General features: G+C 45.3%; 12 protein-coding genes and 1 pseudogene. 10 read left to right on the top strand and 3 right to left on the bottom strand.

The window, feature by feature from the left end; translation table 11 throughout:
• Positions 1-4: 4 nt before the first annotated feature.
• A complete protein-coding gene (locus ETV65_RS04005; RefSeq protein ID WP_129951644.1) occupies positions 5-607 on the top strand; it encodes a glutathione S-transferase in 603 nt (200 codons plus the stop codon).
• 208 nt (positions 608-815) lie between these two features.
• On the opposite strand, the gene ETV65_RS04000 is transcribed toward ETV65_RS04005, so the two are convergent.
• On the bottom strand, positions 816-1,913 hold the full coding sequence (locus ETV65_RS04000; protein ID WP_129951643.1) for an alkene reductase: 1,098 nt from the start codon (positions 1,911-1,913) through the stop codon (positions 816-818).
• 119 nt (positions 1,914-2,032) lie between these two features.
• Here ETV65_RS04000 and ETV65_RS03995 point away from each other — a divergent pair, with 119 nt between their 5' ends.
• The 3 genes from ETV65_RS03995 (at position 2,033) to ETV65_RS03985 (ending at position 5,757) form a co-directional block, all read left to right on the top strand.
• On the top strand, positions 2,033-2,959 hold the full coding sequence (locus ETV65_RS03995; protein WP_129951642.1) for a LysR family transcriptional regulator: 927 nt from the start codon (positions 2,033-2,035) through the stop codon (positions 2,957-2,959).
• Between the two features lie 429 nt (positions 2,960-3,388).
• Positions 3,389-4,576 carry a nucleoid-associated protein gene (locus tag ETV65_RS03990; RefSeq protein WP_090049498.1) on the top strand — a complete coding sequence of 396 codons (1,188 nt, stop codon included), beginning with the start codon at positions 3,389-3,391 and terminating at the stop codon, positions 4,574-4,576.
• A 17-nt stretch (positions 4,577-4,593) separates the two neighbouring features.
• Positions 4,594-5,757 carry a hypothetical protein gene (locus ETV65_RS03985; RefSeq protein ID WP_120763976.1) on the top strand — a complete coding sequence of 388 codons (1,164 nt, stop codon included), beginning with the start codon at positions 4,594-4,596 and terminating at the stop codon, positions 5,755-5,757.
• Between the two features lie 398 nt (positions 5,758-6,155).
• Here ETV65_RS03985 and ETV65_RS03980 read toward each other — a convergent pair.
• Positions 6,156-6,913 (bottom strand): annotated as a pseudogene (locus ETV65_RS03980) (integrase core domain-containing protein).
• 306 nt (positions 6,914-7,219) lie between these two features.
• Between ETV65_RS03980 and ETV65_RS03975 the strand changes: the two are divergent.
• From ETV65_RS03975 to ETV65_RS03945, 6 genes are all read left to right on the top strand, one after another.
• Complete coding sequence (locus ETV65_RS03975) at positions 7,220-8,305, top strand: DNA cytosine methyltransferase (RefSeq protein WP_045338337.1); 1,086 nt, start codon at positions 7,220-7,222, stop codon at positions 8,303-8,305.
• Positions 8,306-8,310: 5 nt separating this feature from the next.
• Complete coding sequence (locus ETV65_RS03970) at positions 8,311-11,088, top strand: hypothetical protein (protein WP_123755003.1); 2,778 nt, start codon at positions 8,311-8,313, stop codon at positions 11,086-11,088.
• 34 nt (positions 11,089-11,122) lie between these two features.
• Entirely contained in the window at positions 11,123-13,936 is a 2,814-nt protein-coding gene (locus ETV65_RS03965; protein WP_129951641.1) for a kinetochore protein, read from the top strand.
• Between the two features lie 17 nt (positions 13,937-13,953).
• Positions 13,954-19,950, top strand: a complete 5,997-nt coding sequence (locus ETV65_RS03960) for a DEAD/DEAH box helicase (RefSeq protein WP_129951640.1) — start codon at positions 13,954-13,956, stop codon at positions 19,948-19,950.
• 5 nt (positions 19,951-19,955) lie between these two features.
• On the top strand, positions 19,956-21,110 hold the full coding sequence (locus tag ETV65_RS03955) for a PD-(D/E)XK nuclease family protein (RefSeq protein ID WP_158613265.1): 1,155 nt from the start codon (positions 19,956-19,958) through the stop codon (positions 21,108-21,110).
• An 870-nt stretch (positions 21,111-21,980) separates the two neighbouring features.
• On the top strand, positions 21,981-22,928 hold the full coding sequence (locus ETV65_RS03945; protein ID WP_129951638.1) for a zincin-like metallopeptidase domain-containing protein: 948 nt from the start codon (positions 21,981-21,983) through the stop codon (positions 22,926-22,928).
• 194 nt (positions 22,929-23,122) lie between these two features.
• On the opposite strand, the gene mobC is transcribed toward ETV65_RS03945, so the two are convergent.
• Positions 23,123-23,869: a MobC family replication-relaxation protein gene (gene mobC / locus ETV65_RS03940; RefSeq protein WP_129952127.1), complete on the bottom strand. Its 747-nt coding sequence runs from the start codon at positions 23,867-23,869 to the stop codon at positions 23,123-23,125.
• Positions 23,870-23,875 lie beyond the last annotated feature (6 nt).

The following is a 23,875-nucleotide window of genomic DNA, read 5'->3' as shown; positions in this document are numbered from 1 at the left end:
AGCCATGATCCTGATCGGAATGCTGGATTCACCCTATGTCAGACGGGTGGCTATTTATATGAAAGTAATGGGTATTGAATTTGAACATCGACCGCTTTCGGTATTCAGCGATTTTGATGCCTTCACAAAAATTAACCCGGCAGTCAAAGTTCCAACCCTTATCACAGATGATAATCAGGTACTGATCGACTCAACACTGATCATTCATTACCTCGGAAAATATTCCACTCATTCTGCTGCACCGGCATCATCGTCCGAAGCGGAAGAATTGCGGGATCTGCATCTTACGGGATTCGCCCTGGCAGCCTGCGAGAAAGCGGTACAGCTTGTTTACGAGCAGCGTCTCAGGCCAGAAGAAAAACAGCATCAGCCCTGGGTGACTCGCGTGACTCAACAGCTTCACGGCGCATGGCAGACACTGGAGAACGGCCTGCGGGAAGGTCATCCTGAGATGCTGTCCGTGGCCGGTATCAGTATCGCAGTGGCCTGGAGTTTTACAGAATTGATGCTGCCGGATACCGTGAACTGTGCGCGATATCCGGAAGTGGCCAGATTTAGATTGCTGGCCGAACAGCGACCGGAATTTTTGGCGACGCCGTTGATTTAAAGAGGGGGTGAATTCCGGCGCTCATGATTCGGTACTTTATATAAAAGAAACACTGAACGCATTAGAATCAGGCGCTTGCAAAAGGTAGCTCCATCAACATTCATTGAATACAGTTCCATCAACCGCAGCGCCTTATTAACCGTATTTTCATTTATTGGTTTAGATGAATTACGGATGCATTCCAGATGCATTGCTGTTTCAGGGAAGCTTAATCCACGTTATACGTGGGATAATCTATATAACCTCCATCTTGCCCGGTGTAGAACGTATTCTTGTCAGGAACAGCAATAGGCCAACCGTTCTTCATGCGTTTCACGAGGTCCGGATTGGCGATGAAAGGACGCCCAAATGCGATTAAGTCGGCAATACCCTCCCTGAGTGCCAGCTCTGCACGCTCCTGTGTATAGCTGCCCGCGATGATGAGGGTTCCCTCGTAGGTTTCGCGAAACTTTGTCAGGAAACCGGCAGGAATGGCCTGCGCTCCCAGAGATTCCTGATCGCTCAAATGCACATAAGCAAGTTGGCGGCGACGCATTTCAATACCCAAAGCTAACCAGGTATCCTCCTCATCATCAAAGCCATGCATATCCTGCAGGCGGCCAAAAGGTGCAATACGGATACCTGTCCGGTGACTCCCGATGGCGGCAGAGACCGCATCCACAGTTTCCAGCGTAAATCGCAGGCGATTGGCAATATTACCGCCATAACGGTCTTTTCTGTCGTTAAGTCCACCGTTGATAAATTGCTCAAAGATGTAGCCGTTAGCAGCGTGGATCTCTATACCGTCAAATCCCGCCTCAATGGCATTTTTAGCCGCCTTGACAAAATCTTGCGTCACCCGAGGTATTTCATCCGTTGTTAATGCGCGGGGCTGGCTGTGAAATGCGCGCACAGACTGATAGTTATCCCCGGGAATGTGAGTTGTACAGCCTTCTGCAATACGCGAGACAGAACTGACCGGTGCCTGTCCATCAGGCTGGTGAGCAATGTGTGAGGAACGTCCTACGTGCCAAAGCTGAATGAATATTTTCCCGCCTTGCCCATGTACCGCCTCAGTAACCTTCTTCCACCCCTCTATCTGTTCGTCAGTATAAATTCCCGGTGTGTAAGCTTGTCCACGACCTTCCATTGAAACTGGTGAACCTTCGGAAACAATTAAACCTGCTGTGGCGCGCTGTCGATAGTAAGTGACCATACTGTCAGTGGGAACAAGGTTGTAAGCTCGCGATCGGGTCATTGGTGCCATAACAACACGATTATTAAGACTTATTTCATTCATTGTGTAGACATTCAATAATTCGCTCATTCTGTCTCCTGAAGACATTTCATGGTAAAAATGTATTGTCAGGGATCTTATCTTTATTTTAAGGCCGTGATTAGCCGGTCAAAAAGCCCCTCAGTGTTGATATAAAGGAACCAATATTTGTGACGGCACAACTCAATGGTGTACAAGAATTCACTGAAGTCGTCAGAAAAGGCAGTTTCGTCGCTGCAGCTGACGGTTTAGGCGTGACGCGTTCGGCACTCAGCAAAAGCATCAAACGTCTGGAAACACGTCTGGGGGTTCGCTTACTCAACCGCAGTACGCGCAGCCTGTCACTGACACCGGAGGGTGAGATCTATTTCAATAGCTGCAATGATGCGCTGGATATGATTTCAGATGCCGAAAACAGAATAGAGGCGGGGATAGTGGAACCTTCCGGACTGATGCGCCTGACAGTACCCGTGGCCTTTGGGCACCTTTTCATTATGCCCTTACTCAATATTATGGCCTTAAAATACCGGGCTTTGAATATCGAAGTGGATTTCAGCGATCGGGTTCGTGACCCGGCAACAGACGGCTTTGACCTGGCCCTGAGACTTGGCCCCCTGCCTGACTCAGGTGATTTGGTAGCCACCCGATTGGGCGAGCAAAGGTTTATTATTTGCGCCTCTCCGGGCTATCTGAAGCGGGCAGGCACCCCCGTGGACCTTCGTGGGCTTTCATCGCACAGCTGCATTTCAGGGTTGCCCTCAGAAGGGCAAACTTACTGGTTAATCCGGGGTAAAGAAGAGCTCGTTGTAAGGCATGTCGTTTCCTCAGCTTACCGTTTCAATAATGGCCAAGCCATGCTGGAGGCTGCTATTGCCGGATGTGGGGTGACGCAACTTCCTGACTGGTTGTGCGGTGATGCAATTAATAAGGGGCAGCTTCTTACAATTTTACCTTCATTTCAGGCACCGCCTACCCCCATTTCAGCAATATGGCCAAGGACTCATGTGGTGCTTCCTAAAGTGAGAGCCTTGATTGAAGAACTGAAAAAAGAGTTGCCGGCACTGCTAACGAGCGCGCAGCGTTCATCAACGGAGTGAATCAAAGCACGCAATATGCTAAAAACAAAAAGCCCGCTTAAGTTTCCTTAAGCGGGCTTCTCTAAATTTGGCTCCTCTGACTGGGATCGCCTTTGCCAGTAACTGGCTAATATGTAAGCTAAACCTGAATTGCCGTTCTGTCAAGACCACCAGAATGACCACCAATAGATCTTATCTGCATCTGCAAAGTTATATACTATCGATAAAGGGGGATATCTCTTGGATGTCTTCTTCCTCAGAGAGAAAAAATCGTAGAATTATATATATTAATAGGTAAAACCTTTTGGCTGTTTAATGTCATTGTAATATACTGTTTTTATATACATGATTGTATACTTCAATGATTACTAGCAAGTAAATATAAGAATATAATATATTATGTAGTTTTTATATGTTCTCGGTTGGAATGATTTTGAATAAGGACCATACATGGCTGATAGTAATGAACATTTAAATAATAATTGCCCCTCATGCGGTAGCATGCTTGATTCAGATGAAGTGTGTGCTTGTGGCTATGACTCAAGCTTGGATGTGCAGGAGGAAAGTTATGTCCCTCAGTTTGCATTGACAGCAACTCTGGATAAAGTGTCAGGGGACTCCGGCCCTATATTTAAAGAGTCTTTAGGTGAAGTTTGGACATTAGATACAGAAGACGTTCAGCTTTTTATTAAACAAATCGAGAAAAAATTTAAACTTAAAAGGAAACTTCATGGTGTAATCGATGAAAATAAAATGCCATTAAGTGCACCTATTTCTTTCAGTAAATATCTAAATCAAAATATAGATTTTAAATCTTTTGTTCAGTCAATGATGGATAGAATGAGAGGTGAAGCGAATAATGACAAATCAAGGCTTTCTGGTGGGGCTATAATATTTATTCATTACAATGTAGATAATGATAAAGAAAGTAGTGGTCGTCTTTTTATTATCATGGTGGATAGAAAGGGAGTCTTTAATTTCGATAAAAATCTTATTCCAGAGAAATTACCATCTATAGATATAGATTCCTTGCGACAAGCTGTCCTTGTTGATTTGACTTTATTCAAAGCAAGCTACCCAGAAAATAATGGCGACCCTTATCTGCACTTTATATCTGGTCGATCTAGTAGCGAATTCTTTAAGCGAGCATTGGGTTGTAACCCAAAAATTGATAATAATAGAAGTATTGATGAAACAAATAGAGCTGTTGATGATTTTGTTAAGGTAATGAAGTTAAAGCACATCGATAGAGTTAAAGTAAAGAAAGCAGTCGAAGCTTTGATGAAATCAAAAGCAAAAGATCCCAATGATAGAAAGTTAACGATTGAAGATATAGGGAATTGTATAGAGAAAACCCTTCCTGAAAATAAAGAATTAAAAGGGAAGTTTGTACAGTTCGCGGATGTTAATGAATATGTTATTGATGATTTTTTCGAACCAAGTAGATTTTCTGGAAGTAGCTTTGGAGAAATAAAGATTTCTGATGCGGAACAGGAATATGAATGTAAAATATCTGTTGATGCAATTAGCGAGGATGATACATCAAATGCAAAAGTTATATATGATAGAGCTAATGGCCAATTAATAATACGATTGTCGCATAATGCAGTAACTGAAATCGAGAAAATAGTTGGTTAAATTTACAAGGAGAAGTGATGAGCGACATGAATGGTTTTGAAACATTAGTAAATGCTATCTTATCGGCAAAAATTGAAGTCGATAGTGGCTATATGTTGCTCGAATTTGAAGACCAATCAATTGATATTAATATAATATCTAAGTTAATCAAAGATTATGGTTTAGCCGTAGAACCTGAAGTTGAAAGTAAAGAAATTATTTTCCCGTTGTCTTCTGGGGCATTTCGAGATGATTCAAATATATATAGTACGCTAGATTCCTTTTTGAGAACATGTATTTCTCTAGGTTATGTTCCTAATGATTTTATTATTCTCACTGAGAAGATTTCTTCACTATTAATTGATGATAAAATTGGTAGTATTGATATTTACTTAAAATGGACTTCAGTATTATCCAGTGTTGCTAATCATCAAATTGGAGGGAAGTTTATACTCTATATACCAAGTGATAATGGTGGTAAGGAGTTAGTTATTAATTCCTACGAAAGATTGGACTATATTATAAAAGCTCCCTATAGCAAGGTCGCTGTAGACTCAGTTGATAAAATAATAAAGGTACTTGATGTCGAGGATGCTCAGTCTCCCGAAAGAAAATCTATTATTCGTACTGCTATATATGATTTGATTAATAACATTGAGAGTAAAGATGTTTCAGCGCTAATCACAATAAGCGAGAGGGTTTTTAACCGGTATAACGATCTTTTGGAGTTATATACTAATAGATTCTCCGTTAACAAACTATTGTCTGAATTGGAACAAAAAAACCTTGAGTATACAACCAAAATAAATGATTTTGTTTCATCTAGTCAGACAAAAGCTTTTGCAATTCCTGGGGCCTTGATTGCGATCGGTGGATTAGCTAAAGCCAGCGGCTTCTGGGATTCTTTATTGATTTTTATAGGTCTCTTTCTCGTATATTACATAACTTCTATGTCCAACCAAGTTTTATATGAGTCCTATATAACTTTAAAAAATAGTCTTAATGACTCTTTTTCAAGGTATTCTAAATTTGATGAAGGGGTGGAAGTTAGGGATGCAGCCAAAAAAATCTCATTAGAGCTTTATCATAAAATAGATAATGCAAAAGAACGGTTGGAAAAAGTTAATAGCATTGCAAAATGGATGCTTTGGATAGGTGGGGGGTATCTGGTCTTGAAAATGATATTTATTGATGGTAAGTAAATAGAAATATTGTTAATCTAATTTTGTTTTTCAATTATCAAGAGAATGACAAGTGAGAGTTTTTATATCACCATGTGATGGTTGTTTAGTTTGATTTTCAAGCTCTTTTGTAATTTCATCTACAACCGAATTATTAGTTTTTCGGGAGCCTGAAAGTGTATAACTAATTGGGTTTCACTGGTATTAAAAAATTATACTTTCATATTTATTGAAGTTCCCCTCTTCATGAGTTTTTGCAAGTGAATTACTGGCGGATTTCTTATCTTCTCTATTGAACTACCATTTATCCATCATGTTATTTAAAATAATCGGAAAAATTAACATTGGGAGATACACCTAGAAGTTTGGCCAATGTTTCAAAAATGACTGTAAGTGCACCGGTTTTAGTTCCCCGCACTTTATGGGATTTCAGCCATCAGCCGGTACTCTTCAGGTGTCAAGTTGTTCAGTGACTCGTGAGGGCGCTCGCCGTTATATTCAGCCAGCCAGCGCTATGTAATTTCCCGTGCTTCATTCAGGGTTCTGAATAGATAAAAATCCAATATTTCTGTCCGGTACGTCCGGTTGAACCGTCCGATAAAGGCATTCTGCGTGGGCTTGCCGGGCCTGATAAATTCCAGCATCACACCATGCTCTTCTGCCCATTGTGCCAGCGTCAGCTAGACCAGCTCCGGGCCGCTATCCATCCGCATTTTCAGCAGGTATCCGCAGTTTGCCACGTTCCTGTCCAGCACTCTCACGACCCGCTGCGCCGGGATATTCAGGTCAATTTCGATCGCCAGCGCTTCGCGATTAAAACCATCCACTACGTTGAAGGTCCGTAAGCGCCTGCCGCACACCAGCGCATAGTGCATAAAATCGATGGACCAACTCACGCTTTATCGCTGGTTTTAAAGCTTTTTTCAATAACGTCTTTCACTCCGCGGCATTCGAGACTCAGGTTCGCAAGCATCTGTTTCAGTCGGCGGTTTTCATCCTCAAGTTCTTTCATCTTTTTGATATCAGAGACTTCCATATCGCCGAACTTCGCTTTCCAGTTATAGTACAAGGCCTCAGAGATCCCGGCATCGCGGCAGACATCCTTGACGGTACGTTTGGCTTCGACGGACTTCATAACAGCGATGATCTGGTGTTCGGTTAATCCGGCTTTGCGCATGGTGATCTCATCCAGGGACATAGTCAGTATGCCGGAAGATCTCTAAAAGTAAATGGCCCGGTTTACCGGGTTGCTTACAGATCAGCCGCTTCAAAGTTGGGGTGTAAGCCGAGTACTGGTACTAGATGCTGGACTGTGGGTGGGGCTTTGGCTGGTGAAAACACTTTCAAAAAAATAACATAGTTAGTGATCGATGCCATTATGCAGGGGTATAATCTTATTCTATGATTTTTCGAACAAAATAGTTGCCATTTCAGGCAAATCATATGTGTGGTCAAGTAAAATGATGACATCTGGTATGGTGATATGAATAGTATTTTTGCAAGAGAAGGAGACGAAATCCGGGTTCTTTCACTATTTTCTGGCTGTGGAGGGATGGACTTTGGTATTGAATCTGCCGGAGGAAAGATTGTTTTTGCTAACGATATCGTTGAAAACGCGTGTAAAACATTAGCCAAGTATTTTCCTGATACTGATGTTAAGCATGGCGATATCTCTCAAATTCAAACTTTTCCATCTGTGGATGTTGTCGTTGGTGGCTACCCGTGCCAGTCATTTTCGATGGCTGGTAACAGAAAGCCCAGCGACGATGCGCGGACCAATCTTTATAAGCAATTTCTTCGGGTATTGAATATCGTTCGACCTAAGTATTTTGTGGCTGAAAACGTTTCAGGATTACAGCAGTTGGGCGCAGGTAGCTTTTTAGAACAACAAGTTAACGCCTATCGGGATGCAGGATATCAAGTTAGTCACCATCTTGTTAATGCAAAATCTTACGGTGTTCCACAGTCACGCAAGCGCCTGTTTATTATTGGTGTCAGAAACGATCTGGGGCAATATTTTGAATTTCCGGCAGCAACGCATGGTAAAGCGACCTTAAAGAACCCGCACTTAAAACCTTATGTTTCCCATGGTGAGGCTATCCGCGATTTGCCATTATGGCCAGAGGGTGAGTTTTACGAACGACCTCACGATCCCGAGGGGCACTTCTCATGGTACTTTATGTCCAGAAATCGTAAGGCCAAATGGGATAGTCCTGCTTATACCGTCGTAGCGAACTGGCGACATGTGACGTTGCATCCAGCCAGCCCAATGATGAAGTTAACATGGTCAAATCTTGAGGACGGCTGGAAGCAGCGCTGGGATTTTTCTGAAGAATATGAACATGTTGCTATTGATTCAACCCGGCCTAAGCTGGAACAGGCTAGGCGTTTGTCATGGCGGGAATGTGCCAGAATACAGACGTTTCGTCATGATTTTGAGCCTATTGGTGATATTGAATCTCGATTTACTCAGATAGGCAATGCAGTTCCTCCGTTACTGGCCGAAATCATTTTTCAACATCTATTTTCTGGTGATGGGTTGAAAATGAATTTGAGGAAGGGCGAATAAAAATCATGAGTATATCTTTCCCTATTTCTTTAGAAGAGTGGAATGCAGCACTAGTTAACGCCGTTTTTTTTGAGCCTTCCCGTGCAGGTGTATTTTTGAGTCGAATCGATACTACTGGAAGAATTTTTGAGCAATTGGCTGGTTCTCGTAGTAAAGAAGAAGCTAAGCAAAGCTTTCTTGATTCATTTGGTAAGGATGAAAGAAAAATACAACGTTATCTCAGAGATGATTCAACGCTTGATAGTCTGACTCGAATAAAAGGCATCCCACCTCATTTTTCTATTCTATATTTAACGTTACTTGCCGCCAGTGCTGATAATGAAACTCATGATGAAGGAGACTTTAGGGTTAGATTTTCTGTATTATTGGGACTGAATAGGAATAAGAAATTTATTTTTAGAGAACTGCCTAGCTTATGGCGAAGAGTTGAACAATGGAGTCAAAGTAAACAGGGTTGTTCTCGGTTATTTTTACCCCATCCCCAAAATGAAAAGCTGATTGGGTATTCTAAGAGGCTTTCTTTTCCTTGTTATAGAGATGAAATTCGTTTGCGAGCCATACTGGTTCGTAATAATCTGGACAGCCATTCAACATTTGAATCTGTTAATAAAGTAATACACCAGAGAATTGATGATTTTAGTGAAGTATTCGTCAGTGAATTCAAAGAATTCTATACGCTATTATCAACTGCAGCCATGCAGCAGGCATATAGTAGCCCGTTCTGGGGGGCTGTGAGGGATATTACGCGGCATGAAGAAAATCAACAAGCCAGAGAGAATGGGCTTTTCTGCATTCACTTAGACGCTACCGATCCGCAACTTCCAGAACTTTATCTGTTAATGGATGATGTTGGTGCTCAGACTTTGGATACCGTTAAAACTGAATCGTTACCAGAAAAATTGGGAAATTACAGTAGCATTTATTATCAGACCAACGTTAATGCTACATTAACGAGTTTACTTCCATTTCTACAAAAAAGAAAAAAAGGCTTAACTGGATCGCGGGTTGGCATGGCGCTACATGCTGGTTGTTTACCCCTTTTCAGGGATGATTCTGGGTTTATCAGTTCGGATGGTCATTATTTTGACGATGGTCTGGTTTGTTTGATTATTCGTCATGAATATGCTGTACATATCCGCACCATGTTTGAACATACTGGCCTGACTGTTATGACGCTAGGAAAAAATACAGGTTCTGAAGATTGGGAAGTTCTCGTCTTTGATACGATGAGTAGACAGGAATTAACCGAACTTGCCAAATTACTTCCTGGTGCTGCTCGTAGATTTATGGTTCAGAGTTGGATACCTGCTCGACCTTATATCACAGGTGCAGCCCGTTTTGGACAGTCAATATTACTTAACCCAGCCAGTACGCCGGTTATTCATATGGTGGGTGCCATTGGCGGGGAATATGTAATCAGAGATTCCAATCATATAGAACTGGTCAGCGGCATACTAACACCAACACAAGGTGGTGAAGGACTATTTATTTCTCCGGAAAAACTCACTTCATTATCAGGACAGGCGTTTTGTCGCTATCGGTTAACGCTTGAGAAACAGGTTGAACCGTTGGTTTTTGACATTCACGTCCTCGATCATGCGCCGGATGCTCCATATCGTAAAGTTGCCGAACAACATGACTGGCTTATTGATGGTCAACGGGGAACATTAGTGCCATTAAACAATGTTGAGTCAATGGAGTGTCTGAAAAACCAAAAAACTACCTCACTAGGCGGATCATGGTCGATATGGCGACTTGATGAACGTGTGCCTGTAGAGAGTAAACAGTTTGATTTGCACATGCTTCCTGCCGCATTTGACTGGTTAGCTGAAGCACTGGCACTGCGTTTTCAAAAACGCAGTACGCTACCATTTGATGAGCTTAATACACATTTAACGCCCGTATCACTAGCGACAGGTATACCTGCATGGCGGTTGCGCCGGTTGCTTTTTGCCTCAGGCTGGCTTTGCGTAATAGAAAGACGACATGCGCCGTATCCGGTGGTATCACTGGCAAAACGTACATTGTCTGTTTGTGAGAAGGTAGAAGGACTCACTGCCCGAGTTGGCGGTATGTTGACGAAAAGCGAGCGTCATCATCTGCAAGGTTTGTTGAAAGAGAGTGAACGGGTAAGACGTTGGTCAACAGTGGATAATAATTTTGCACTTGGCAGTATTGAATTGATTTTGTCAGGAACCGATCGCGTAAAAGATTTGCTTGAACAGTTCAATTGGCAGTTTCTAGCCAGAGAAGATTTTTCTGTTGGCCCATTAAGTGGCGTGCTGTTATCCATGACTCAAATAAAGCAAGTTCCAGCTTTGCCACCCGATATTTATGTGGCGTTCTGGCAGACAAAAAAAAACCAATGGTCAGAAGAAATCCAGCCAACAAATAGCGACCTGTTAATGCGCTGTCGGGAAAAGCAACGTAATCGTTATTTTATTCGGGCAGATACGGGGTACTGGCAAACTGATAGCTTTGCCTGGGCGTTAATGGCTCACGTCATGAGGTCGGAAAAAACGCTTGGTACTCAAAGTCACTATGGCGATCTCTTCTGGTCTAAGTCACTAATTACTTTACCGATTTCTGTCACTCAGTGGTGGTTACATTTCGCCGGCGGTTGTTGTACCGTCAGTGATGACGGAAGGATAATATTTGCTGGTAGAGGGGATGAATTGTGGGGAGGCGTTGAGTGTGATGATAATGCTGTTTTCCCGGTTAATCGAGCAGTCACTCGGCGGGCGAGAGCTTTGGCGCTACGCAGGATAAGCAGCATCAATTAATCTCTTAAATCAATCACCAAGGAGCTCACTCAGGGTGTCTAAAAAACAACATATCATTAAAGAAAGATTGAGGCAGATGTATCTCTTTGGTGCAGAGCCTTTTGAGTTGATGAACTGCCTGAAAGAATCGCAGCAAAAGCTGATCATGGCTGGTGCTAAAGCGGACAATTTGCCAAAGGTTCCGAACAAGATTTTACATTTTTTGAGCGCATTACCACCTAAGGCCCATTCCATTGTGCTAACCTGGTTTCGTACTCACGTACAATTTCCAGAACAAGGTGATCCCCAAAAAATCATTCATGAGATTCTGCTCGCAGAAAATAACGATAAAGATATCTCATCACCAAAACCGCTATGGCGCGCAATCCTTGGGTTCTACGTCACTCAGCCTTGCCCTAACATCGTCGCACAATTTCTTCGCGGTGAAGAAATTACACTACTCCATAATGATGATCCTCATGAGTCCAGCGATAGATTACCTGAGCAGTCAACGATTAGTGTTACTGATGAAGATATCGAGCAGTGTCTATTCGTAAGTCAGGGACGTGACATATCTCCTTCAGATCGAATAATTCCGGCGTTCGTTGCTGGGCTTGTTGCTACGTTGAAGGGGGAAACGGAAGTTGCAGGTCAGTGGGTGTCACAGTTATCCAATCACTCACTGCCTCTGGGGCAAAAATTTGGTAGGCTCATCTCAACGTTTGGCGTCGTTCGTCCTCAGGAAGAGGCTGACAACGGAATAGTATTATTGGCAGAGCCTGTTGCGCCAGACGATATCAATGGCGATATCGATGGAGTGTCCTTTGTCGGTAAAGTGACGAAAGTGCTTCCCTCTGGCGTATTCTTTGTTTCGCCCGTTGGCCTGTTTATTGGCGATGAACTGCGGGATCTTTCAGATGCTCACAGCCATATGCTCTATCCCGATCGTGGCGAAGTTATAGGATTTTTAAATCATTTTACAAATAATGTGACCCATGGGGAATTAGGCATATGGCAAGCGAGACACAAGCCATCCGATAAAACGGCCCAGTGTGCATTGACTGAGTACCAGTCTCGCGTATATTCCGTTGTCAAAATCCCCTATGATTCTGGCGAACCGGATGCGATTCGTGAATGGCTATTAACCTGTTACCAACCTCAAGATAAATCTCCTACTATCTTCTTCTTAACCGATGGTCTGGCGCTAAGATTACCCGGAGACATTCTTGATCCTAAAAAATATGATTTTGACGTACCTCTGGATTCTTATCGGGAATTAAGTTGTGTGGAACTGCGCTCTCAGTCAATCACTATAGTGCCTCAACTCCCCGGATTGAGCGAAAAATATGATTGTGCGCCTGCCATTACATGGATAAAACGGCTGTTAAAGTTAGACTATTCATCGACAGATTTTCCTGTTTTCAGCAAATCACACTTACAGCGTTTAGCTCACTTTATGGCTGAATATGAGTCAGATAATCGAAGTGCGTATTTACGTGCATTGACGCAACTTGAGAAGGTTGCGGTTTCAAGAGAATTTCTGGACGGTAGCATTCAACAACTGTTGACGTTGCCGACAATAAAGACGCAAATCTATGCAGAGAAGCAAGTAATACTGGCTCAGTATGAAAGTGAGCAGGAACAACTCAGACAGACGATTGCATCACTGATGGATAAGAAGGCGCAGTTGGATGCAGAAATTAACCGACAGGAAAAGACGCTAAAAAGCGAAACAAACCGTATAAAAAAAGCGCTACGCCAGCAGGAAGCTGAGCTGGATTCACGAATCAGGCAAACCTTTGAGCAAGCGTCTCAGGCGGGTATAGAAACGTTGGCACAGACGGCGTTGTTGCGAACGATGATCGCTGGTTCGGCCACACCCACACCCGTTATACCATCAGAACGAATCACCGAACCCGCCTTGAGCCTTCCGTTACCTCAGTCTTTACTACCGCCGGAAGTAAATGAAATAAACAGCAAAAGAGTGCTACAGGCCGCGATCGAAGAACAGGCAGCGATTACCGGACTAAGCGAAAATCTGTTGTTCAGTTTGATTGCTGCCGCAAGTGTTGTATCAGTTGTCGGATTAACAGGAAAATACGCCCAGAAAACTGTCGTTTCTTTAGCCAATATTCTGTCGGGAAGCATATGGGGGGAGGTCTCTATTCATGGTGATCTTTTTAGTATCAGCGACTTAATGAAATCGCCTGTGCTAATCAGGAGTACAAATAGCACGAGCTCTATGACGCTGGGTGACTTCTTAGCGCACCAACAATCAAGCGGGTTAATGACGATAGTAAAACTACGTGGGTTTAACCGAATGCCGCCGGAAACATTACTTCCCGAACTTAACGAATGCCTGTTTAGCAGTGAATATTCTGCGGGACTATGCTGGAAGGATCAAAATAATACCTTGCGGCACCTTTCGTTAAGTTACCCTGTATTGTTTGTATTGACGTTTACCGTTGGTAAAAGTACGTTCCCACTACAGGAGCCAGTTGCTAATCAGTTGCCCGTATTTATGGCCGAATATAGCAGTACACAGGTTGAGCAGACTGAATACTCACCAGCCGAATATACTTCAGATATTGCGCCCGCGTGCGTGGCCTCCAAATTATGGTCTTCGTTATACGCCGATGCTCACCCTAAAGATAATCAGCAGCAAACTATGCGGGCGGTGTTAAACGCATTGGGTTATTCCGACGAAAAATCTCAGGCGCTGGCAATGCTGGCTTTCACTATTGGGCGCAGTACCACAGAAAAAATAACCGCAGAAATTGAGCCATTGGCTCCTGCATTGATACCTTATGTTCAGGAAATCACTCACGGTGCATCTGCAACCGTGCTTGATCATCTGTTCCAGCTATAAATAAACAAGGGCATTTTATGAATAACCCACTGGAATCATTTGAATCAATAAGGGATTTTTACATCACCTATCTTGAAACTGCTTTTCGTATAGGTTCACCCGATATTCAGGCATATCGACGTAGCTTACTGGAACAGCAAGGTACATTATGTGCAGATCTTTTTCTGGAACCAATGCCAAGATATCAGGATTATGGTTTAACCATCAGTGATTTACGTAATGTGGCTGAAGGTGAGGAATGGCTGCCAGGGTTTTCCGAGCAACAAAGGGACGCATTTATCGATCTTTGTCTGGGAGGGCTTTTGCCTCGCGATAAAGCCGATTCCACCAAAGGACGTTTTAAACTTTATACCCACCAGCTAGACATGCTGAAAAGAGGTGTACAGCCCGCAATGCCGGGTATCGTTACATCAGGAACAGGGTCAGGTAAAACAGAATCTTTTCTGCTGCCAGTTCTGGCTCAAATTGTGAAAGAAGCGAGTGGTTGGCCGAAAAGTCCTTCGCTTAAATGCTGGCAGCCGTGGTGGCATAGTGGAGTAAATACTCAGCCTACGTTTATGCGTGAGGCAGAAGCATCAGCACGGCCAAAAGCCGTACGAGCGCTAATTTTGTATCCAATGAACGCACTGGTTGAAGATCAAATGGTGCGTATGCGTCGGGCGCTTGATTCCCGAGAAGCACATGAAGCGATGGATTTACACTTGGGTGGCAACCGTATCTTTTTTGGTCGTTATACTGGCGCAACGAAAGTCACTGGCTGGTTAAACCATCCCCGACCGGGGAGCGAGGAAAAAGAGAAAAAAGAGAAAAAACGGGTCGCTGGTAAAATCACTGAATTGCGCGAATATCTTCAATCCGTGGAAGACACTCATCGGGAAGCTGTGCGGCAGGGGATTCGGGATCATGATGATAACCTGCAATTCAATTTCCCTAGTGTATCAGGCGGAGAAATGCTTAGCCGCTGGGAAATGCAAAAATCACCTCCGGATATACTGATTACTAACACCAGTATGCTTTCCACGATGTTGGTACGGGAGATTGACGATCCTATTTTTGACCAAACCCGAGAATGGATTGAACACGATCCTGATGCCTATTTTTATCTTGTCCTTGACGAACTGCATCTTCAGCGCGGTACAGCAGGGACCGAAGTCAGTTATTTGCTCAAACATCTCATAAACCGTCTGGGGCTGGATCAGGAACAGCACCGACATAAGCTCCGTATTCTGGCATCCAGTGCCTCACTGCCCGTTGATGGCCCTGAAGGTAAGAAAAGCGTTGAGTATTTATGGGGGATGTTCGGTCAGCGAGGACTGCCTGTGAGTGCAGCAGCTAAAGACTGGGCAGATTGCGTGGTGAATGGTGCCATGGTTTCTCCAGCACAGGATAATACGTTGCATTTCCACGGAGACCTCAACGACTTCTGCAATACGGTAAGACAGCTACAGGGATCCTCACTGCCATCTTTGCAACACTGGTCAAACGTTGCCCGAAGTATGGGGGGCTATCATGACGAGCAGTGTATGGAAAAACTGGCTAAATGGGTTGTTGTGCAGGCCGCCTGTATGCTTGAAAAAGGTTGCTATACATGTGAAAAGTCTCTGCGTGCTACATCAATAACTGCTCTGGCAGAGCGTATATTTCCCTCCCATTCCGCAGGACGTGAGGGGATTCGTGCATTAATATGGTTACGTGCTGCTACAGATAGCTGGCCTGAGTGGTTTTCACATCCCTTTCCCGATGATATTCCATTGCCACGTTTTCGCGCCCATGCGTTTTTACGGGCTCTGGAAGGATTATATGCAGCACCGCTACCTTCCCCCTCAAGTGCATCAACAGAAGAAAGAGATCAGCACTTTTTTGCCGATCTGACGGTTGAGTCTGGCCTGCGTTATGGCGAGCGTCACTATGACAACAAAAAATCACGACGCGTAGAATTACTCTACTGTGAGTGTTGCGCCACACTATTTTTTGGCGGCAAACCCTCTTCTTTCTCGGCAACGGATAGCCGCGTAGAGCTTTTACCCAACGATCCCGATATTGATCAACTACCTGAACATGCGAAATCGGTTATGGTTGAACGACGTTCCGCCGAAGAATATGCGTTGTTTATGCCGACCGTCGATCGATTCTGGCCTAGAGGAGAAGGAACTCCAGCCGATGAGGACTCTTTTGGGAAGTGGATTAAGGCTGGTTACGATCCGTTTACTGCGGCGATTCAACACACGTTATCGCCTATAAGATCGATTGAACAAACTCATATTGCAGGCTGGTTCTATTATGTCCCATCGGGTGATTTTTCCACTAGGAAAAGAGGCCAGTCGTCCAGCCAGTCACCGGGGAGTGCGCTGCCTTTCCAGTGTCCGGCATGTGGTACATCATATAAATACGGTAAAGGTAAACTATCACCTATCCGCAGTTTTCGAGTCGGCTTTGCGAAAACCACGCAGCTCTTGGCCAGTACGTTGATGGCTGAATTACAACGCTCTGGCGATCGGGAACGGCTGGTCACATTTTCTGACAGTCGGCAGGATGCTGCCAATGCGGCGCTCGATTTGGAGTCAGGTCACCATGATGATGTTCGCCGTGAGATTGTTGTGCGCTCGCTGAAGGAACTGTCAGCGAGTCAGTGCTCCCATAAAGAAGTGACCATACAGTTAGAACAACTTAATAAACGCAGAAAAGAACTAATTAGCAAAGAGATTAAAGAGGGGCGGCTCTCTGCGGATGAAGACAAAGAATTAGGACAGCTTTTTGGCGAAAAAGAGCGGCTGAGTGACTTATTGCTACTGCCACAGGCAGACAGCGTATCGCTGAGCAGCATACTGGAGCCTGAAGCACCAATCGCAGGCAACGTCCTTAATCCTCTGTTGGCAACATTAGTTGACGCGGGTATTCATCCTACCGATCGAACGGGGATATCTCCTGTCCCTGAGCCCTCAAAACAAAAACATGATGAAGAAACTATCACTTTTGCATGGCAGCAATTATTTGAAAAAAACAAACAGACCAAATGGTGTTGGAAGAAACATCCTTCCTATGAGGATAATCTGGACGTTGCCCGGAAGGAAATCTCCCGCGACCTAAAACAACTGGTCGGGGAAAGCGTGTTCAGTAAAACCTATTTTGCGCTGGAAGAAGCAGGATGGGGTTATCCCTGTCTTCCTCTGGCTAACAACTGCTCGCGGGAACAATTGGCTGTCTATGACGCTATGCTTCGCGTATTGGCGGATGCCTATCGAGTCGCACCGTCCCAGTACACAACAACAGAAACGCGCTGGCATGTTGCAGAGGATGTGAAGCCTAAAAATCGGTTGCGCCGTTTTAGCGATGAGCTTTGTAACCACTCCAGAGCCAAGACATTATCGCTGATTGGGGACTTTCTGGTGCACCTCAAACGCTCTGGTCATCAGGGCGGCATTATTGACATTGGAAAAGTGCACTTTCGTTTAGTAGAGGCTACCGCTCCTTTCTGGCGCTGTAGTCACTGTGGCCGCGTCCATTTGCACAAGGGGGCAAAACTTTGCACCCGCTGTTATGCGCCACTACCTGAAACATCTTCTGGTAACGCGGGGGAATTACAAACCCAAAACTATCTCGGTAAACGTATATCGTATGCTTCCCGTATCAGTAGAATGCGTTCTGAAGAACTCACGGGCATGACGGGGAATCCGGCAGCGAGATTACGCCGTTTTAAAAGTATCCTCATTGCTGATGATGACGACATATTGCCAAAAGGGCTGGAGGACTTCGAACCTCATCCTGAGTTGGATAGAGCCGCCAGAGAGGTGGATGTACTCTCTGTTACCACCACGATGGAAGTGGGGGTTGATATTGGCGATCTACGCGCAGTTTTTCAGGCTAACATGCCGCCGCAACGTTTTAATTACCAGCAACGCGTAGGGCGAGCGGGACGACGTGGGCAGGCTTTTGCATTTGTATTAACGGCATGTCGCAGCAAGAGCCATGATTTATTTTACTTCCGTAACCCGGAAAAGATCACCGGCGATCTCCCTCCGCCACCTTTCTTAACTACTAAACTGGAAATGATCTGCCAGCGCTTAGTGCGCAAAATCTGGCTGGTGGCCGCTTTTAAGTGGCTCAGAGAGCAAGTAGTGGATTCGGGGCAGTCGTGGCCTGTTGATGGTGACAGACATAAACCCGACAATCACGGAGAGTTTTTTCAGGTTCATTGGCTAAAAGAAAATCAGGCAAACTGGTTGCCGCGCATTCGTAACGCGCTGAAAGAAACCATCAACGCGCGTGATGAGTTTGCTCAAGCGTGTATGCAACAGGATGAAATATTCTACCGTACAATAATCCACCCTCTGACGCCGGAATGTCTAATACAAGATATTAAATCAGTACTGGACGACGACGCTATGGCAGGAAAGGGACTGGCGGAAGCGTTGGCCGAACAGGGAAAATTCCCTATGTACGGTATGCCAACCCGAACACGACTTCTGCTGACAAGGCCGGTGAGTACGGACGAACATGATGTACAGTTCGCCAGCATGGATCGCGATCTGGATATTGCGATTCAGGAATTTGCACCGGGAAAATATCTGGTACAGGACAAGCGCCGTTACTTTACCGCAGGCTATGCCGGAATGCTGAAGCAAAGCTACAAAAACCCGGCCGAATTTTTCACTGAAGCTGACGAACCGGGAGAATGCAGGGCGATGACCGTTTGCCCGGTGTGCAAAGTCTGGGTACTGGTGGGCTCGATGACCGCTGTATGCAGCGCCTGCGGTGGGGTCATGGATGGTGCTGAGCAATATTCGTGTTACGTACCCAACGGATTTATTACCACTCTTGAAGATAAATCTGCAAAAGAAGACTTTGACCAAACCCTGACGGTGGCCAGCAGAGTATCTATTGCTGAAGCTTACTCAATTGAGAATGCAGTATCTGTACCTGACTCTAATGTTGCCATCCAGCTAAAATCCCAAACCTGCCTTAACAGGTTAAATCGTGGTGTTTATGCGGACAAAACATGGAGTGGTTTCAATGCGATACAAGGCAATCTACGGGTTCCATTCAGAAAGGCGGGAGTATATCAGCCGCTATGGGCAAACCACGTATGGTTAGACAGTAACCTTCTTGAGGCTGATTTATCACTTAAAAACCGCTTTACCCCTATGCAGGAAAGCCGAGAATCGTTTTATCTCTCGGCACCTAAAGTAACCGATTTACTGGCGTTGATGTTGGTGGATACTCCGGTGGACCTCCAGTTACAGTACTTGCAAGGCGCACTGACTCCTGCATTTCGGGCGGCCGCGCTATCTGCTTCTTTTATCATCGTCAACTATGCTTCGAAAGAGCTACTTGATACTGATCCGGAAGAAATTGAAATTCTGGAGCCTCGCGTACAAATTTTAAAAAACGGTATTTCTGCACCGATATTACAAATGGCCGATCGTCTGGTTAATGGTTCTGGATTATGCGAGCGACTACAGCAGATCGGGAGCTCTGGCTCTCCGATTGTTCTTGAAGTGATGAATGAGATTATCAATGACGAAAGATCCTATCCACTAAAAGAGTTTTTAGAACCACAGCATCGCGACGTATGTTTTCAGGCATGTTATTACTGCCTGCATCGATACGGTAATCAGGCTTATCATGGCTTGCTCGACTGGCGTCTGGGACTGGATGTCATTCAATTGCTTTTGGATAAAACCTATGATGCCGGACTACGTGGAGATTTTTCATCCCCCGGCATAATTGACTGGACGGTTAATGCCAAACGACTGGCCGAAGAAGCATCGTCTTTATTTAAGGGGAGTGAAGTAAAAATCGTGGGAAATATCCCGCTGATAGGTATTAGCCCACAACGCTGGGCGGCAGTACTGCATCCTTTCTGGAGTTATGACGGGGTTTTTAAAGCTAATCCTGAACTTGAGGTGCTCTCGCTTGAGGAAGATATCGTATTTACAAACACCTTTGAGCTTTCTCGCCGTATGGGAACTGTGATGGCAAAACTGTGCACACCACCTCGTTCGAGCGAAAAATGAATATAATGACGTTGGAGCGTACCCGCCCGGTGCTCCCCTCAAAGCTGGGCGTATTTATTACCTGCCCAATGAGGTACTTGCTGGAAAGCGAGCAGCATTCTTTCCTGTGTTTGCCTTTGCCTCCTCAGGCTGCTCTGGGGAGTGCCGTGCACAGACTGGCAAACACGTTGCAAAAAAGTGGCGAGAATAGTCCTGAATCAATCATACAGAGGCTTGAAAACGACTTTGTGGCGACCTTGATAAAGACTCAGCAAGGAGCACTGGCGCTATGGGTCTGGGAACGCTATGGCATTGCTGGATTAGTATCGCGTCAGGCGTTGATCAAATACATTCGTTACGCCAAATCTCTTGTTACTCCGGTTGATGAACGGGGTGGACATTTGCCAGATATGATAAAAATGCGGGAAAGTGTTATTCCGGTAGGTCGGGAAAAACTGCTGAAAAGTACTTGTTTCGATATGCAGGGACGTGCCGATCTCATTTACAGAAAAGAAACCGGGCAGATACGGGTTGTTGACTTTAAAACCGGCGAAGTGAGAGACGAAAAAAATCAGCCGAAAGAAGAATATTTGTTACAAATAGCGGCATATGGCATGATGATAAAAGAGCTAGCTCCTGAAATTAATATTGAACTGGAACTAGCCGGAGTAGGGGGTAGCTGGACCGGTGTATTGGATAACAGCCTGCAAGAATGCGTCAATCGTGTTCTTGTCTCATTTAATGAAATATTACCTCGTAATACTTCTTTTTCTGCGCTTAATATAGCTCGGCCGGGTAAACATTGTATTCAGTGTGCTGGCCGTTGCTCGTGCCCGATTTACTCAAAAAATTCATGTCATTTCAGGCAACAATCCTGCCCTGACGATCGTCATTTTAACATCGATATTCATGGGCGATTACTGGAGGTTGAGATGGATAATAATTTTACGACTCTACGACTCCTACTTCCTGATGGTTATATGGCAAAAGTATTTCATATTCCGACTCGATTTATTCCTGAGTCTAATGAGATGATAGGTTGCGACGTTACTCTGTATGGATTGAATGTCTTTGGCGCTAGTTCGGAGAACAATATCCCACGAAATTTTTATGTTGTGGATACTCAGGAACCCAGAAGATCGGCATTTCAGTTTTTCCTGCAATGGAAGAAAAACCACTAAATATTGTCTCGAAAAATAATAGAGGAAAGTAGAGAGGTTTATTAAGAATGCTTAACAGACAGAATAATTATTATATACTCTATGGATGGATTTTTTATTTTCTGCGATCCACTTTCCAGTAATTTTCTTGCCGCTCATCATCAATCGCTGTTTCCTTACCCCGCGCCTGCAAAATCAGGCGTCGGGATTGGCCTCCTGACTAACTCCATCGACGACATAAGGCGTTAGTGCTTTTTTGTGTCGCGCGCACGGCTAAAGTCCATTCTCTTCAACTCCGCTACGAATTTCACCGTCCTGACCTAGTATGGCGCTCTTCGCCGAAACTCTGATAAAACCGACGATCCGGCGCGGGGAATTGAGGATAATACCCGTTGAGACCCCAAGTAGGATGCGACGGTTACGGCGCTGTGGCCTTTTTCAAGAAATCTCTCACCCCGAATCCGTTTGATGGTAGATAGACTGTATGCGGCGCTCAATAAGGAGACAGCACAGACTTGGTTGTGATTGATGTCGGAACGAGACAATTTAAGAACAAACCGCCTCCGGTTAGCTGGATCGCCTCGCCCGGCAGGAAAGCATGCTAACACCTACATGAAGTTCCTGTCAGTGCCAGTCTCCGACTCAACACCACCAGTCTGCTTTTCACCACTGCGAAGTAAGGGGCGTTAAGCCCGGCTATGCAGGGGCAGTTTTTTCTTCCGTGTGCTTTCCGTTCTCCATATCTGCTTTCGGTTAATCGTTTCCCAGCACAACCCGTCCAGCAAGGATAAATGGCACGCATTCTGCGTCCTTGCGTGCCGGAACGATGCCGGGAAAGCGAACCGTCAGGCGATACGAAGACGAAAATCACACCACTGACGGAGAAAAAACATGACGATTTCCCTGCGCACCACCCGGACAAGCGCCCCTAACACCGCAGCGGCGACCAGCGTATCCCCGCTGGACCCGTCAGGCTCCTCAAAAACGAAATTTTCTAAAACCAGAACGGATATTTATCAGACCGTTACCGATAGCATCATTGCAGTGCTGGAAGCCGGTGTGAAACCCTGGTCTTGCCCGTGGCAGCGTGTATCTGGCATGTCTGGTTTGCCATCGAATTACGCCACCGGCGTAGCCTACAGCGGTATGAACATCATGTTGCTGTGGTGCAGTGCATCAAAACAGGGTTTCAGCGATTCCCGCTGGATGACCTACAAACAGGCACAGGTAGCAGGTGGACAGGTTCGCAAGGGTGAGCATGGCACAACAGCTATTTTCTATACCACGCTGGAGAAGGAAAACGACGCCGGAGAAGTTGAACAAATCCCTATGCTGAAAACTTTCACCGTGTTTAACGTTCAGCAAATCGACGGTTTAACTCTGACCACAGAAACTGTTAGCCCGGAAGCAACCTTTGACCCGGTGCCGCAGGCTGAGAACCTGTTACGGAAGAGTGGCGCAAACATCATCGAGAAAGGACAAAACGCCTTTTTCATTCCATCAACAGATGAAGTCTGGCTACCTGAGCGCCATCTGTTTTCAGATGCGGCTAATTTCTACGCTACAGGTCTGCATGAGCTGGTTCACTGGAGTGGTGGCAAAAAACGTCTGAACCGTGAAATGAAAGGGAAGTTTGGCAATGCGGATTATGCAGAGGAAGAACTTGTCGCGGAACTGGGAAGTGCCTTTCTGATGGCTGATCTTGGCATTGAGGGAGAGGTACAACTTGAAAGCTATATTGCTTCCTGGCTGAAAGCGTTGAAAAACGACAAGCGTTATATTTTCAAAGCGGCCAGCGCTGCCTCCAAAGCACATCGTTACCTGATGGATAAACTCTGAGACCGGAATCAAACAACCGCAAGGGAATGCGGTTACATGGTTTTTAACCGGCAACGCTGCAAGGCGCAGACTGAGGCGGAACGCAGCACAGCGAGTACCGAACAGTCTACGCCTCGCAGTGGAATAAAAAATCGTCCGGCCTGGCGGTATCGCCGCCAGGCCGGTGAGGCCATCGAGATGGCCTGAGTAAAAGCTTACGTATAGCTGCCTAATGACAGGTGTTTCAGTTCATCAAAGGTATAAATGCGAAACACCCGACGGTGGCGTTCTTCCAGCGGGACGTGCTGATGGTTGATGATGACATGCCTGATGCTGTCAAACAGCAGTTCAAGCGCACGCTTCTTCTGTGGATCGGGCACAACATAAAAAACGTAAATCCACTGCTTGCGGGTCCGGGCCAGTAGGTGGCTGGCAATGATCGACTGATAACGGGCTCGGGTTTTCAAGCGGCGCTCGGTTTCAATGGCGATAACGGTGCCGCCGGGCAGGGTGATCAACCCGTCCGGGCGGTGACTGACCTGATACCGGCTGAGGAAAGTTGTGCGGTCGCCGTTTATCCATCCGGATGCGCCTTTTTGCTCAAGGATAATCCGGGCCGCCTGATTATCAAGGTGATGCTCCAGCGTCCAGCCGGTGATTTTTGAAGGCTCAAACCGCGCCGGAAAAAGTGCATCGTCGGGGGTTAACACTACGGCCAGTCCGTCACTGGTAATGCCCCATAATGAAATTTTCATCGTGCGTGATACCAGGACGTATTTTTGTATTAACCCCATGTCCTCGACTTTTGAAAGCAGGGAATACAGCGATTTATGATCTCTGAACCCGAACAGCAGCATCAGTGTTTTAAAGTCACTGTACGTTTCTTCCTTCAGGAAATTCAGCAGTCGTTGTATTTTTTCGCGGTGTCGCGTCTGGCGTTCGCTGTATGCGGTGATGAGCATCATTTC

The organism is Rahnella sp. RFA10(1/100), assembly GCF_004195115.1.
GTDB lineage: Bacteria > Pseudomonadota > Gammaproteobacteria > Enterobacterales > Enterobacteriaceae > Rahnella > Rahnella perminowiae.
The sequence above is the reverse complement of the archived record's forward strand: the minus strand, read 5'-3'. Positions and strand labels throughout refer to the sequence as shown.